Genomic DNA, 14,313 nt, shown 5'->3' with positions numbered 1-14,313 from the left:
AGTGTAATTAGTCGTTTGCTTCTTTATCCAGTTGTGTAGGTAAGTGTCCGAACTTGGCTTTGTAACATTTTGTAAAATAGGATGGCGATGCAAATCCTACTTTATAACTGACTTCGTTTATATTACTGTCACCCAATTGTATTAGTTCTTTGGCTTTTTCTAATCGAACATTACGAATAAATTCATTTACAGAAACACCCGTTAGCGTTTTTATTTTTCGATACAATTGACTGCGACTCAAAAACACATTCGAAGCCAAAACCTCCACACTCAAATCGGACTCACTGATATTGTCGTGAATATAACTCAAAGCTTTTTGTATGAATTCGTTATCTAGAGTTGTCGTTTTTTCTTTTGCATTTTTTGTAATTCCTTTGTAGAATTTGTCAAACATGATTTGCCTACTGTGAATCAATTGTCCCAAACTAGATTTTAAAACATCCATGTCAAAGGGTTTGCTCATATACATATCTGCACCCGAATCGATTCCTTCTAATTTGTCTTGCACTAAGGCTTTGGCAGAAAGCATCAGCAATGGAATATGACTCGTTTTTAAATCAGCTTTTACACTTTTACACAATTCAAGGCCGTTCATAACCGGCATAATGACATCCGTCAAAATTAAATCGGGCAATCGTTGTTTGGCCAACTCAAATCCTTTTTGACCATTTTCGGCAATAAGTACCTTGTAACTTTTTTTCAATTCATCTTTCAGGTAATTTCGTAATTCGGTATTGTCCTCTACGATCAAAATCGTATGCGTAATTTCGTTTGCAATCTCTTCAGAATCAGTTGGCGTCTTCTCATCAACCAATACTTTCTTAATGGAATCTCTTAAAACCACTTGATGCTCTTCGTCCAAAATTTCGGCTTCGGTAAAATACTCATTCCCCAACGGGAACACTACTGTAAATGTCGTTCCTACCCCCAACGTACTGTCGACTTCAATCTTCCCTTTGTGCAATTCTACAAAACCACGTACCACTTCGAGTCCAATTCCTGTGCTACCGTAATACGTTTTATTTAGATTGTTCACTTGGTAAAAACGATCAAAAATGCGTTTGATTTCTTTCTTATTCAATCCCGCACCTGTGTCTTCAATGGCGATTTCAAATGTTTCAACCTTGCCTAACCCACTTGCTAGGGGCAAAAACATCTTTTTTTGCGAAGCGTTGATGCTTACTTTTATCTTTCCATGGTCTGCAGTTACTTTGAAGGCATTCGAAATTATATTAAAAATAATTTTTTCAAACATCTTAGGATCTAACCAATCTTGAAGCGAATCAACAGTAGATTCAAACTTTAAATCAATGGATCGGCTGGCGGCTTCTTCTTCAAAATAACTCACAATATTTTTGGTAAAACTCACCACCTCTAGCTGCTGCACGTGCAATGCCATTTTGTTAAATTGTAACCTATTGAAATCCATTAACTCGTTAATCAATCGCGACAATCGATCTGAACTTTTATGAATGACAAACAATTTATTCAGAACTTCAGTTGGCAAACCAAAGCTTTTATTTTTCAGAATGTCTTCTAGAGGGTTTATGATTAACGTCAAAGGTGTTCTAAACTCATGCGAAATATTGGTAAAGAACTGTAATTTTTTGGCATTTAGCTTTTCGATCTGAACAGCTTTGTCTCTTTCGAATTGAATGGCTTGCTTCTCTTCAAATCGTCTTTGCAAGTATTTCTTCATGTAGATAGACACCAAGATAAATGCCAAGACATATAGAAAGTAAGCAAAGTTTGTACGCCAAAATGGTGGCAGTACTTCAATATGCAATTGCAGCGGTTTGGCACTCCATACTCCGCCTCTTTTGGCTGCTTTTACATTGAAAATATATTTTCCAGCAGGCAAGTTCGTATAGGTAGCAGCCCTTTTACCTCCTACATAATTCCATTCTTTTTCAAATCCTTCTAAGTAATAAGCGTATTCATTTTTGCCAGGATGCGAATAATTCAACCCTACATATTCGATCGTAAAGACCGATTGATCGTTTGTTAGAACTAAGTGATCTGTCTCTGAAATTACCTTTGTTAATGGGGAGTCTGGATCATTAGGGCTAACCGATTTATTAAACAATTTAAGGTCACTGAAGTACAATAAAGGTTGCTTGGTACTTTTTAAGATCTGTTTAGGATTGAAATAATTGATTCCTTCGTAACTACCAAAATACAAGTCACCGTTTTTATCCTTTAAAACCGAATTGTTATTAAAATCGTTGTCCAAAAGTCCGTCGTCCTTGGTGAAATTTACAGCCGTTTGTTTCTTTACATCTACTTTGGTAATTCCTGCTTTCCCGCTAATCCAAATAGCACCTTCTTGATCTTCAATGATTGCAGCCACTGATTTTTCGACCAATCCTTCAAAATTATAGTAGTAATCAAATTTGTTCCCTTTCGGCGTATAACTAAACAGACCTGCTCCATCTGTTCCTATCCAAATTTGTTTACTACGAGACTCATACAAAGACAAAACCGATTGGTTTTTTTGCATCTTTTTGTCCTTCATCATTTGGTTTTTCAAGGCTACGACAGTAAACTTAAAATTCTTGTCATGTGTTACAAGAAAAAGTCCCAAAGTTGAACCTACCCAAATCCTGTTATTCGAGTCTACCAATACTTTCCTGACATCACCATTGGTCAAACCTGCTGTCGTAAACGCTTGTGAATCGCAATGATAAAATTTGTTCTCAGCCGGCACATAATAGTGTAACCCCCTCAGGTACGTACCTATCCAGATGATTCCGTTTGAATCTTCAGAAAAGCTTAACATTCTATTCGATGCAATTCCTTGGGTGTTGTCCGTGTTAAAATTGACAAAACTATTCGCTCCTTTTTTCAAGAAATAAATTCCCCCGTCCCAACTTCCTAACCAAACATTTTCTTTACTATCAATAAAAACAGTCTGAATATCATCACTTTTCAAACCCGATAAAAACGAAGCGTTTTTACTATTGATGTGTTTGTTGGTATTTGTCAATTGATTGTAATAATCTACACCACCGCCCTCAAGACTAATCCATAATTTACCCGCTTTGTCCTTTGCTATTCCGGTTACCGATCGTGCTTGGAGCGCATTTTCTTTATTGTAAAGATTGCTTCCTATAGCATTAAATTTGCTGTATAATTTATCAAAAACATCTACTCCTTGATTGTAATACCCTAACCAAACTCTATTTTCTTTATCAGCAAATAATGACCAAACCGAATTTGATTTTAAACTGTTATTTTCTGCTTTGTTGTTGATGTATTGTTTAAGTATAGCACCTTGAGCATCGACTAGAAATAAGCCGTCATTTTCTGTGGCGCACAATATGGCATTGCCTTCTGCTTGTAGCAGTGCCATGACTCTTTTCTTGGTGATTGGGAATGTTTTTTGAGAAAAACCAGACGCATTTTTGGATACTTTTACCAATCCATCATAAAATGTACCCAACCATATATTTTGATTTCGATCAAGAACAATCGATTCAATATATTGATTGACAAGATTTTTACCCGCAGCGTCTCGTACATTTTTTACAACCGATGCTCCTGGTTGCAAAGACTTTAGGCCATAACTAGTTCCGAGATAAATGGTTCCATCTTTACTTTTTGTCAAACAATTGACTTGGTAATTGGTATAAGTAGCCACTTCAGACTTTAAAAAAGTCACTTTTGCGGTCTTTAAATTGAATTTAAAAGCCCCTCGCCCATACGTACCAATAAGTAAATTACCAAAATTATCTTGAATGATACTTTTTACAGGAGCGTCAACTTTCGACCCTTTTATATGGGTTACTTTCAGGTCAATACTTTCAAATTTATTGAGGTCTCTGTTGTAAAAACAAATTCCTTGATCCGTACCTATCCATAATTTATTGTTTGCATCTACATAGGTGCAGTAGACAATATTGCTTATAATCGAACTTTCTTTTTGCCAGTCGTTCTCAAAAACGGTATAACTTATTCCGTCGTACTTGTACAAACCAGCACCAAAAGTTCCAATCCAGATATAGCCGTATTGGTCTTGTGTAATGCACGACACTCCCCTTTTTGAAATCCCTTCGTTGATGTTTATAAATTGATAGCCCTCGTACATTTTTTGAGAAAATGCAGCAGTAGAAATTAAGCTTATCAGCAGCACCGAAAGCATTAATTTAAAGAATTTTATCATTTTTATTATTTTCAAAGTCGGTGGTATTTGTTTTTATTCGAAAGCGATATTATCTTTTATAAATGAACTATTGATTGTAACAAAATCTGCTCAATTATCAGATAGCAGCTCCTAATTTACAATATATATTTCAACTATTTTTAACTAAATTTTAACTTCATAAAAATAAGCACATCTGTACCATTCACTTAAAATTAAATTGAAAGTAAATTATTCAACTTCAAGATTTAACGAATCTCATAGCGGTTCATTGCGCAACATTAAGCTCATTTTTTGATCTTTATTCCGCTAAATTTCAGTCCTTGGCGACCATTTTTATAACTGTTTTTTTTTTCTTTCGAAAAGAATAATGTCAATGCAATTAGCTTACAAATTGGCTTTATAATTGATCTACAGGATAAATAATGCCTGCCTCTTTGCGTACTTGGTCCGCAATTGTAATTAAATCCAGACTATTTTGGTGCGACCACATTTCGCTTTCTATTTTATTGGAAGTGATGCATTTATGACATTCTTCAATTTCGTATGTAAATCCTTTTCCTTTTGTAGGCAATTCAAATTTTGTCTCTACCTCCTCTTGAAACAGCGAATACCCTTGCGCTTCGTGCCAGTTCGGATCAATAACTATGCGTCCTTTTTCTCCGCTTATCGCTGCGTGCATATTGGTTCTAGCAATAAAACTACTGTGCAGTACTGCTTGAGCAGTAGGATAATTCAAAAGCATGGTGGTTTGTTTGTCGGCTCCACCTTCGTAAAATAATGAAGAGGCCTGTACCTTCTCGGGGTTCCCCAAAATCATATAGGATAAAAACAACGGATATACGCCCATGTCTAATAATGATCCACCGCCTAGATTCAAATCCTCAAGGCGGCTTTGACCATTGTTCATTATAAAGCCAAAGTCGGCATTTATATATTGTATCTTCCCTAACTCGCCCGCTCTTACTTTTGATAAAATAGCTGTAAAAGAAGGATTGAATCGGGTCCAAAATGCTTCCATAAAAAAACGATTGTTGGCTTTAGAAGCGGCAGTCATTTGCGAAGCTTGTGCAAAATTGATCGCTACTGGTTTTTCGCATAGCACATGCTTTTTGGCATTCAGAGCTTGTACACTCAAACTAGCATGTGAATCGTGCGGGGTTGCAATGTAAATTATATCAACTTGATCATCATTAATGAGCGAATCGTAATCTCCGTAGCTTTTTGCAGCATTAAAAGTAGCCCCAAATTCAGTCGCTTTTTCTTGCGATCGAGAAGCTACAGCGTACAACTTTGCCTCTGGAATCAAAGCCAAATCACGTGCAAATTGTTCCGCAATATTCCCCAATCCTATAATTCCCCATTTGATTTTATTTTCGCTCATCTTGATAATTTTTAGTGTTGAATTTCCTTTGGCTAAGCCAAATGATAATTTTTGATGGTTGTTGCCTTTAGCCAAATTGAAACATTTATTTTGGATAAAGCCCAATAGCAATTCAATTGGAACCGTTGACTAAAGTCAACGGCAATTGATACCACTTCATTCCATAACCGGCAATTTATTTTCGGCTCATCACGTTTTGAACAGCTTTGATAATGGCTGCACTATTTAAACCATACTTTTCCATTAACTGTGCTGGAGTTCCGCTTTCGCCAAAGGTGTCCTTAGTCGCAATGTATTCTTGTGGTGTTGGCGTATTTAAAGATAATAATCCTGCAATACTTTCACCTAATCCACCTAGATAATTGTGCTCTTCACAAGTCACAACGCAACCCGTTTTGGCTACCGATTTTAAAATCGCTTCATCGTCTAGTGGTTTTATCGTGTGAATGTTGATGATTTCGGCGTTGATACCTAATTTTTCTAATTCTTCACCCGCAAGGATTGCTTCCCAAACCAAATGTCCTGTTGCTACGATCGTAACATCCGTACCTTTATTGATCATGACTGCTTTACCTATTTCAAATTTTTGATCGGCTGGTGTAAATACGGGAAGTACTGGACGTCCAAAACGCAAATAAACCGGACCTTCATAGTCAGCAATGGCAATGGTAGCCGCCTTTGTTTGATTGTAATCACAGGTATTGATTACTGTCATTCCTGGCAACATTTTCATCAAACCAATGTCTTCTAATATTTGGTGTGTTGCACCGTCTTCACCTAAGGTTAGACCTGCATGCGAAGCACAAATTTTTACATTTTTGTCAGAGTAAGCGATTGATTGACGAATTTGGTCGTACACTCTTCCTGTAGAAAAGTTAGCAAAAGTACCTGTAAACGGAATCTTTCCTCCAATGGTCATTCCGGCAGCGATACACATCATGTTTGCTTCGGCAATTCCCACTTGAACAAAACGCTCTGGGTTTTCTTCGATAAATTTCTCCATTTTAAGCGAACCAATAAGATCCGCACAAAGTGCCACAACATTAGGATTCGTTCGCCCTAATTCGGCAAGACCTGCTCCAAAACCGGAACGAGTATCTTTTTCTTCGGTATATGTATATTTTTTCATTTTAATTTTTAAGTAATGTTCAGCTGAATAGTATTTACTGTCTCTCGACTGCGCTCGAGATGACAATCGACTGCGCTCGAGAAGACAATGTAAAGCAGTTTAATAATCTCCTAAAGTTTCTGGATTTTGACCCAAAGCATTCGCTAGTTGATCGTTGTTTGGAGCTTTACCATGCCAAGCGTGCGTGTACATCATGAAGTCCACTCCATGTCCCATAATGGTATGTAGCAACACACAAACTGGTTTTCCCTTTCCTGTTCTTCCTTTAGCTTCTTTTAAACCTGCAATAACAGCTTCCAGATTATTTCCTTCTTTGATTTCGATAACATCCCAATCAAAAGCTTCAAATTTCGCTTTTAGGCTACCCATATTTAAAACAGTATCAGTCGAACCGTCAATTTGTTGTCCGTTGAAGTCAATGGTAGCAATGTAGTTGTCAATTTTCTTAGCAGAGGCAAACATGATTGCTTCCCAGTTTTGACCTTCTTGCAACTCACCATCACCGTGTAAACTGTACACTAAATTAGTATCCTTGTTCAACTTTTTAGTCAAAGCTGTACCTATAGCCACAGACATTCCTTGACCTAAAGAGCCAGAGGCAATTCTAATTCCTTCTAAACCTTCATGCGTAGTCGGATGTCCTTGTAGTCTTGAATTTAGTAATCTAAAGGTATTCAACTCTTCAACAGGGAAATAGCCTTTTCGAGCTAAAACACTATAGAAAACAGGCGATATATGACCATTCGATAAAAAGAAAACATCTTCGTTCAAACCGTTCATATCAAACCCTTCTTTCAGTTCCATTACTTCATTGTACAAGGCCACCATGAACTCTGTACAACCCAAAGATCCTCCAGGATGACCTGAATTTACTTTGTGAACCATTCTTAAAATATCTCTTCTAGTTTGAGATACGTTATCTTGTAATTGTGAAATTTCCATACTTAGTTTCCTTTTTGGTAATCGGCTAAAAATTGTGCTAATCCGCTATCTGTCAATGGGTGTTTCAACAATCCAGTGATTGAAGATAACGGACCTGTCATTACATCTGAACCTACTTTGGCACAATTGATCACGTGCATAGTGTTACGAACAGAAGCAGAAAGAATTTGCGTTCCAAAGTCGTAATTGTCATATACTTGTCTGATTTCCGCAATTAAACCCATACCATCTGTACAAATGTCGTCTAGTCTTCCTAAGAAAGGTGAAACATAAGTAGCACCTGCTTTGGCCGCTAGTAAGGCTTGACCTACTGAAAAGACAAGAGTTACATTGGTTCTAATTCCTTTATCAGAAAAATATTTACAGGCTTTAATTCCTGCAGCAATCATAGGTAATTTCACCACGATTTGTGGGTGTAAAGCAGCCAATTCTTCCCCTTGTTTTACCATTCCTTCGTAATCTGTAGCGATCACCTCAGCAGAAACATCTCCGTCTACTATTTCGCAAATTTTTACGTAGTGCTTCAAGATATTCTCTGCTCCTGTGATGCCTTCTTTTGCCATTAATGATGGGTTTGTAGTTACTCCATCTAAAACTCCTAAGGCTTGTGCTTCTGCTATTTCAGCTAAATTTGCTGTATCAATAAAAAATTTCATAATCGTATTTGTTTGGTTTTATTTGTGTTGTTTGTTCTAAGTTGTGCTAAAAAAAAAGTAGTAGCAAAAGCATCAAGAAAACATGCTCTTCCTACTACTCCTTAAATCAAAAAATAGTGTAAGGACTAAATGTATTGGTTGATGATATTCTCAAACAATTCTTGTTTACCGCTTTGTAAATTAAGCTCACCATTTTCATGTGCAATTTTGTATAAATCTTGCATAGATAATTTTCCGTCTTCAAATGCTTTTCCGTTTCCAGTATCGAATGAACTGTAACGGTCTGATCTTAATTTGTCATAAGCCGATGAAGTGATAATTTTATCCGCAGTCAATAATGCTCTAGCAAATGTATCTGCTCCACCAATATGTGCATGGAAAGCATCTTCCATATCTGTTGAGTTTCTTCTGATTTTTGCATCAAAATTCACTCCACCACCTTGCAATCCGCCTGCTTTCAAGAAAACCAACATAGCCTCAGTAGTTTCTTGAATATTGTTTGGGAATTGGTCTGTATCCCATCCGTTTTGGTAATCCCCACGGTTTGCATCTAAGCTACCTAACATTCCTGCTTGAGCAGCAACATCAATTTCGTGTTGAAAAGTATGTTGCGCCAAAGTTGCGTGGTTTACTTCGATGTTGATTTTGAAATCTTTGTCCAACCCTTGAGCACGTAAAAATCCGATGGCAGTTGCGCTATCAAAATCATATTGGTGTTTCATTGGCTCCATTGGTTTTGGTTCAATCAAGAAATTCCCTTTAAAACCTTGTGCACGTGCATAATCACGAGCCGTTCTTAAAAATTGTCCCATGTGGTCCAATTCTCTACCCATATCCGTGTTCAATAAAGACATATATCCTTCACGTCCACCCCAGAATACGTAGTTTTCACCACCTAGAGCAATCGTTGCGTCCAAAGCCAATTTTACTTGTCCACCCGCTCTAGCTAGTACGTTAAAGTCTGGATTCGTTGCTGCACCATTCATGTAGCGTGGGTTAGAAAAAGCATTTGCAGTTCCCCAAAGTAATTTAACTCCTGAAGCGGCTTGTTTTTCTTTCAAATATTCGGTGATTGCTGCCAATCTACTTTCTGATTCTCCAAAAGTAGCTCCCTCTTGAATCAAATCATAATCATGGAAACAGTAGTAACCAAATCCCATTTTGGTAGTAAATTCAAAAGCTGCATCTGCTTTTTCTTTTGCAGCAGCAAGCGCATCTGTAGGTTGATCCCAAGGAAAACTTTGCGTTCCTGGTCCAAACGGGTCAGATCCTTGACCACAGAAGGTATGCCAGTATGCGATAGAAAATTTAAAATGATCACGCATTGTTTTACCCGCTACTACTTGGTCTGGGTTGTAGTATTTGAATGCTAACGGATTGTCTGATTCTTTTCCTTCAAATTTAATATCTCCAATTCCTTTGAAGTATTCTTTGTTCCCTATAATTGCCATATCTATGTTATTTATTTATTTATTATTAATTCAAGTTCGTTTTTCCAAAGTTGGTATGCAGCCAAATAAGGTGCTTTGTCCTTAAAGGGCATGTACGTCATCACATGGTCATTTTCCATGATGAGTTTGCCGTATTGTTCAAAATTTCCTTCGTGTAATCCCGAAGCTCTTGCAGCACCTATCGCTCCAGTAGTATTGTAAATTTCGATTTCGTGGCCGATTAAGGTCGCTACAGTATTCGAAAAAATCTCTGAACGAAACAAATTATCGTTTCCTGCACGCATCACGTTTACCGCCACACCATCACCTTTCAAAATATCCATTCCGTATACAAACGAGAACGCAATACCTTCCAACGCAGCTCTACATACATGTACCTTGTTGTGGTTGTTCAGGTTGATGTTCACCAATCGCGTTCCGATATCTTTATTGTTAAGCATTCTTTCGGCGCCATTTCCAAAAGGAAGCATGCACACACCATCTGCTCCTACCGGCACTTCAGACGCCAATCGGTTCATTTCTTCATACGAACTCACAGCCAAATTGTTCAACAACCAGCGGTACTGAATTCCGGCACCATTGATATTCAACAACTTCCCGATTCTAGGATTGTTTTTGGTATAGTTTACGTGAGCAAAATTATTGACACGTGTACTTTCTTTTCCTGATAAACTTTCGGTAACAGCGTAGACTACACCTGATGTTCCGCCTGTAGCTGCTACTTCACCTGGATTGAAAACATTCAGCGCCAATGCGTTGTTTGGTTGATCACCCGCACGGTAAAAAATTGGGGTTCCAGCAGCCAAGCCACTTTCTTCTTCTCCTTTGGCATCCACAGTGGATTGTAATCCAAAAGTATCCACAATATCGGGTACCAAAGCCGCATCAATACCGTAATATTCTAATAGAAAATCGGCTACGGTATCTTTTTTGAAATCCCAAAAAATCCCTTCAGATAATCCAGAAATAGTCGTATTTATGGTATTCGAAAACTTGTAAGCGATATAATCACCCGGAAGCATGAATTTGTACACTTGCTTGTAGATTTCGGGTTCATTTTCTTTTACCCACTTCAATTTTGAAGCTGTAAAGTTGGCAGGAGAGTTTAGTAAATGCGAAGCACATTTGTCTTCACCAATGGCTGTAAAAGCTTCTTTACCAATTTCAACCGCTCTACTGTCACACCATATAATCGATTTACGTAGCGGATTTCCACTTTTGTCTACCAAGACCAAACCGTGCATTTGGTACGAAATACCAATACCTTTAATTTGTGTTCTTGATATAGCGTATTTCTTTTTTAATTTGGTCACTGCATTACAACAGTGCATCCACCATTCTTCTGGCTTCTGTTCAGCCCAGCCATTTTTTAGCGCTAACATCTCCATTTCTGTCTCTGGTTCTTGGACTACTCCAATACTTTTTCCAGTCGCAATTTCAACTATAGCTGCTTTTACTGACGAGCTTCCTATGTCAAATCCTATGTAATACATTGTTTATATTGATTATTGCTGATTAAACTACTTTTAAATCCTATTCTAATTTCAATTTTATAGTCCACTTTTCGAACTGCATTACTTTCCTCTTTTTGCCACATTATCTTGAATAAGTAAAACCAAATACATTAAATTAAATAATTTAGATTTATTCTTACAAGAGCGAGGTGTAATTGATAATTATTTATTTCTACGAGGATAAAATTATAGTATTCATTATTATATTGATAAAAAAAAGAAGAAATAGCGATTTCGAAAACTAAAATCATTAAAAGATGATTGATCGATAGAAAGACGTTTAACATCCCTTATTATCAGTGATTTACGTATTTTTTTATTCGAAAAAAAAACCTGTTTTTTACTACTTAAAGGTTTACGTAACTTTTTTGATTCTACCAAAAAAGAGGTTATTTTTGCAGCAATAAAATAATTACTTTTGCTAACTAACTACAGAAGGATTCCATTACCTCATCAGTTATACTATCATGATCTCCAAGTTTTCATTGGGATACAAATAACGAGCTGCCAATCGCTTGCGTATAGGTGGATTACAAATTGGATATGTCCCGAAAATTTTGATTAAATTAGCTACCCTTTCAAACTATAAAGATGAGTAATAGAATAACATTAAAAAAAATAGCTAGCGAATTTAATGTGTCTATTGCTACTGTATCAAAAGCGCTTAATGACAGCCATGAAATAAGTGCCAAAACGAAAGAAAAAATACAAGCGTTCGCTAAGCTACATCATTACAAACCCAATAAGATTGCGCTGAGTTTACTCAATAAAAAAACCAAAACTTTGGGTGTCATTATCCCTAATATTATGAACAGTTTTTTTACTGAAGTTTTTGTAGGCATTGAAGAAAAAGCAACTGAGTTGGGTTACAATTTAATTTCCTGTATTTCGAATGAATCTTTTGATAAAGAAGTCAATACGGTTGAACTCCTTAAAAGCGGTACAATCGATGGTTTTATTATATCTCTAGCCGAAGAAACTCAAATAAATAAGAATTTTGTTCATCTTGTCGATGCGATTAATGAAGGTGTTCCTATTGTACTTTTTGATAGAGTTACCGATGAAATTATTTGTGATAAAGTAATTGTAAACGATTTTGAAGGAGCCCGCCACGCCACAGATCATCTCATTAAAACAGGCTGTAAAAAAATTGCAGTTGTCTCGGTTATTGATAATTTGAGTGTGGGAAAATTAAGAGTCGAAGGATATAAACAGGCATTAGTAGATCACAATATTGCGGTAAATGAGAAAATTATTGTGCGTCTTTCAAAAAATGAAGATTTAGAAACTGCTATGAAAATAGTTCTTGCAGACAAATCGATTGATGGCCTGCTTTGTCTCGAAGAAAGTTCTGCTATTTTATCTCTAGATTTAATCAAAGCGATGAAGTACAAGATTCCTGAGGAAATGGCGATGATTTGTTTCACCAACGGAAAATTACCACAGCATGTTACGCCGACGATAACCACGATAAGTCAGCATGGAAAGTATATTGGAGAAGTTGCTACAAAAATGCTCGTCGATCGTCTAGAAAATAAGACTGAATTAGATTTTGAAACCAAAATAATTAAAACCAGTTTGATCGAAAGAGGGACTACATTTCCCTTAAAATAACTTTCACGAAATAAAAAGAGACTGCAGTTATGCAGTCTCTTTAAACTATTAATCTTTGCGGTGTCGCACTACTCTATCCAAATCGATTTTATATTGACAAATTCACGTATTCCGTAATCTGAAAGTTCTCTCCCGAAACCACTATTTTTAATTCCACCAAAAGGCAATCGTGGGTCTGAAACAACTAGTTTATTGACAAAACTACTACCTGCTTCTAGTTGCAATGCGATTTTCTCTCCTCTTTCTTTATTTGAAGTAATCACACCTGATCCCAAACCAAAAGCCGAATTATTAGCCAATTCAATCGCATGATCTTCGTCTGTGGCCTTGATTACCGAAGCTACAGGTCCAAAAAGTTCGTTATCAAAAGCTTCCATTCCTGGCGTTACTTCTGCTAATATAGTTGCAGGATAATAGGCCCCTTTTCCTTCTGGAATTGTGCCTCCTGTTACCAAGCGTGCGCCTTGTGCCATCGATTTTTCGACCTGTTTGTGCAATTCATCCCTCAAATTCACTCTAGCCAAGGGACCATAGTATGTTTCCTCGTCTGTTGGTGCGCCCATTTTGGCTGCTTCCATCTTGGTGGTGTACAATTCTAAAAAGGCATCATAAATCGATTCTAATACCACAAATCGTTTGGCAGCGATACAAGTTTGCCCGTTGTTTTGCAACCTACCAAAAGTAGCCAATTCTGTAGCTGCCTCTAGGTCTGCATCATCCAAAATAATATAAGCATCACTACCTCCTAACTCGAGAACGGTTTTCTTCAGATTTTGTCCGGCAATCGCTGCTACAGAACGACCAGCTGGCTCACTACCTGTGAGTGTTACCGCTACAATTGCTTTGTCTTCGATAATATCTTTGACATTTTCCGAATCGATATTCAGATTCACAAAGACTTTCTCTGGAAATCCAGCTTTTACAAAGGCCTCTTCAATCGCAAAAGCACAACCTTGTACGTTTGAGGCATGTTTCAAGACCCCCACATTTCCGGCCATAATTGCTGGAGCTGCAAATCGAATAACTTGATAAAAAGGAAAATTCCACGGCATTACCGCCAAGACAGCACCCATGGGTTGAAAAGTTACATAACTTTTACTAGCCTCTGTTTTTACTATTTCATTCTTTAACAAATCCTGAGCATGATCAGCATAGTAACGAGAAACCAAAATACATTTCTCAACTTCTTTGCGAGATTGTCCTATTGTTTTCCCCATCTCGGCTGTAGCAAGCTGTGCCAATTTCTCTTTGTCTTGCTCCAAGATATCAGCGAACTTGTGCATTAAAGCCGATCGTTCTTCAAATGTTGTTTTCTTCCATGAATCAAAAGCCTTTTTGACCATGATAAGTTCTTCTTTTGCTTCTGCAACAGCAATACGTGGATAAGTTTCTATTTCTACTCCTGTTGCTGGATTTATGCTTATGGTATTTTTCATATCTTTTAATTTTTATCGTGAGGTTCTTACCCTCTTTTAAACAAGT

Annotated in this window: 9 protein-coding genes; 1 reads left to right on the top strand and 8 read right to left on the bottom strand. The window is 37.1% G+C overall.

Translation table 11 applies throughout. From position 1 onward, the window contains the following. Positions 1-7 precede the first annotated feature (7 nt). From LXH21_RS13105 to LXH21_RS13075, 7 genes are all read right to left on the bottom strand, one after another. Positions 8-4,162: a hybrid sensor histidine kinase/response regulator transcription factor gene (locus LXH21_RS13105; RefSeq protein WP_239866598.1), complete on the bottom strand. Its 4,155-nt coding sequence runs from the start codon at positions 4,160-4,162 to the stop codon at positions 8-10. Between the two features lie 379 nt (positions 4,163-4,541). Further along, positions 4,542-5,525, bottom strand: coding sequence for a Gfo/Idh/MocA family protein (locus tag LXH21_RS13100; protein ID WP_239866588.1), 984 nt, complete (start codon positions 5,523-5,525; stop codon positions 4,542-4,544). A gap of 175 nt (positions 5,526-5,700) precedes the next feature. Beyond that, positions 5,701-6,654 (bottom strand): transketolase family protein, encoded by a 954-nt coding sequence (locus tag LXH21_RS13095; protein WP_239866586.1) that lies wholly within the window; start codon positions 6,652-6,654, stop codon positions 5,701-5,703. 99 nt (positions 6,655-6,753) lie between these two features. After that, positions 6,754-7,596: a transketolase gene (locus LXH21_RS13090; protein WP_239866585.1), complete on the bottom strand. Its 843-nt coding sequence runs from the start codon at positions 7,594-7,596 to the stop codon at positions 6,754-6,756. A 2-nt stretch (positions 7,597-7,598) separates the two neighbouring features. After that, on the bottom strand, positions 7,599-8,252 hold the full coding sequence (fsa, locus tag LXH21_RS13085) for a fructose-6-phosphate aldolase (RefSeq protein ID WP_239866583.1): 654 nt from the start codon (positions 8,250-8,252) through the stop codon (positions 7,599-7,601). 125 nt (positions 8,253-8,377) lie between these two features. Continuing rightward, complete coding sequence (gene xylA / locus LXH21_RS13080) at positions 8,378-9,703, bottom strand: xylose isomerase (RefSeq protein WP_239866581.1); 1,326 nt, start codon at positions 9,701-9,703, stop codon at positions 8,378-8,380. 11 nt (positions 9,704-9,714) lie between these two features. After that, positions 9,715-11,196, bottom strand: a complete 1,482-nt coding sequence (locus LXH21_RS13075) for a xylulokinase (protein WP_239866579.1) — start codon at positions 11,194-11,196, stop codon at positions 9,715-9,717. A 612-nt stretch (positions 11,197-11,808) separates the two neighbouring features. Here LXH21_RS13075 and LXH21_RS13070 point away from each other — a divergent pair. Continuing rightward, complete coding sequence (locus tag LXH21_RS13070) at positions 11,809-12,831, top strand: LacI family DNA-binding transcriptional regulator (protein WP_239866577.1); 1,023 nt, start codon at positions 11,809-11,811, stop codon at positions 12,829-12,831. A 68-nt stretch (positions 12,832-12,899) separates the two neighbouring features. On the opposite strand, the gene LXH21_RS13065 is transcribed toward LXH21_RS13070, so the two are convergent. Further along, on the bottom strand, positions 12,900-14,267 hold the full coding sequence (locus LXH21_RS13065; RefSeq protein ID WP_239866575.1) for an NAD-dependent succinate-semialdehyde dehydrogenase: 1,368 nt from the start codon (positions 14,265-14,267) through the stop codon (positions 12,900-12,902). Positions 14,268-14,313 lie beyond the last annotated feature (46 nt).

This window comes from Flavobacterium algicola, from assembly GCF_022399565.1.
In the GTDB taxonomy this organism is placed as follows: domain Bacteria; phylum Bacteroidota; class Bacteroidia; order Flavobacteriales; family Flavobacteriaceae; genus Flavobacterium; species Flavobacterium algicola.
This window is presented reverse-complemented; position numbering and strand designations above follow the sequence as displayed.

Excerpts from the sequence above, each read along its gene's own strand:
- LXH21_RS13105 (WP_239866598.1), bottom strand. The coding sequence starts at position 4,162 with ATGATAAAATTCTTTAAATTAATGCTTTCGGTGCTGCTGATAAGCTTA.
- fsa (WP_239866583.1), bottom strand. The coding sequence starts at position 8,252 with ATGAAATTTTTTATTGATACAGCAAATTTAGCTGAAATAGCAGAAGCA.
- LXH21_RS13065 (WP_239866575.1), bottom strand. The coding sequence starts at position 14,267 with ATGAAAAATACCATAAGCATAAATCCAGCAACAGGAGTAGAAATAGAA.
- LXH21_RS13095 (WP_239866586.1), bottom strand. The coding sequence starts at position 6,654 with ATGAAAAAATATACATATACCGAAGAAAAAGATACTCGTTCCGGTTTT.
- xylA (WP_239866581.1), bottom strand. The coding sequence starts at position 9,703 with ATGGCAATTATAGGGAACAAAGAATACTTCAAAGGAATTGGAGATATT.
- LXH21_RS13090 (WP_239866585.1), bottom strand. The coding sequence starts at position 7,596 with ATGGAAATTTCACAATTACAAGATAACGTATCTCAAACTAGAAGAGAT.
- LXH21_RS13070 (WP_239866577.1), top strand. The coding sequence starts at position 11,809 with ATGAGTAATAGAATAACATTAAAAAAAATAGCTAGCGAATTTAATGTG.
- LXH21_RS13100 (WP_239866588.1), bottom strand. The coding sequence starts at position 5,525 with ATGAGCGAAAATAAAATCAAATGGGGAATTATAGGATTGGGGAATATT.
- LXH21_RS13075 (WP_239866579.1), bottom strand. The coding sequence starts at position 11,196 with ATGTATTACATAGGATTTGACATAGGAAGCTCGTCAGTAAAAGCAGCT.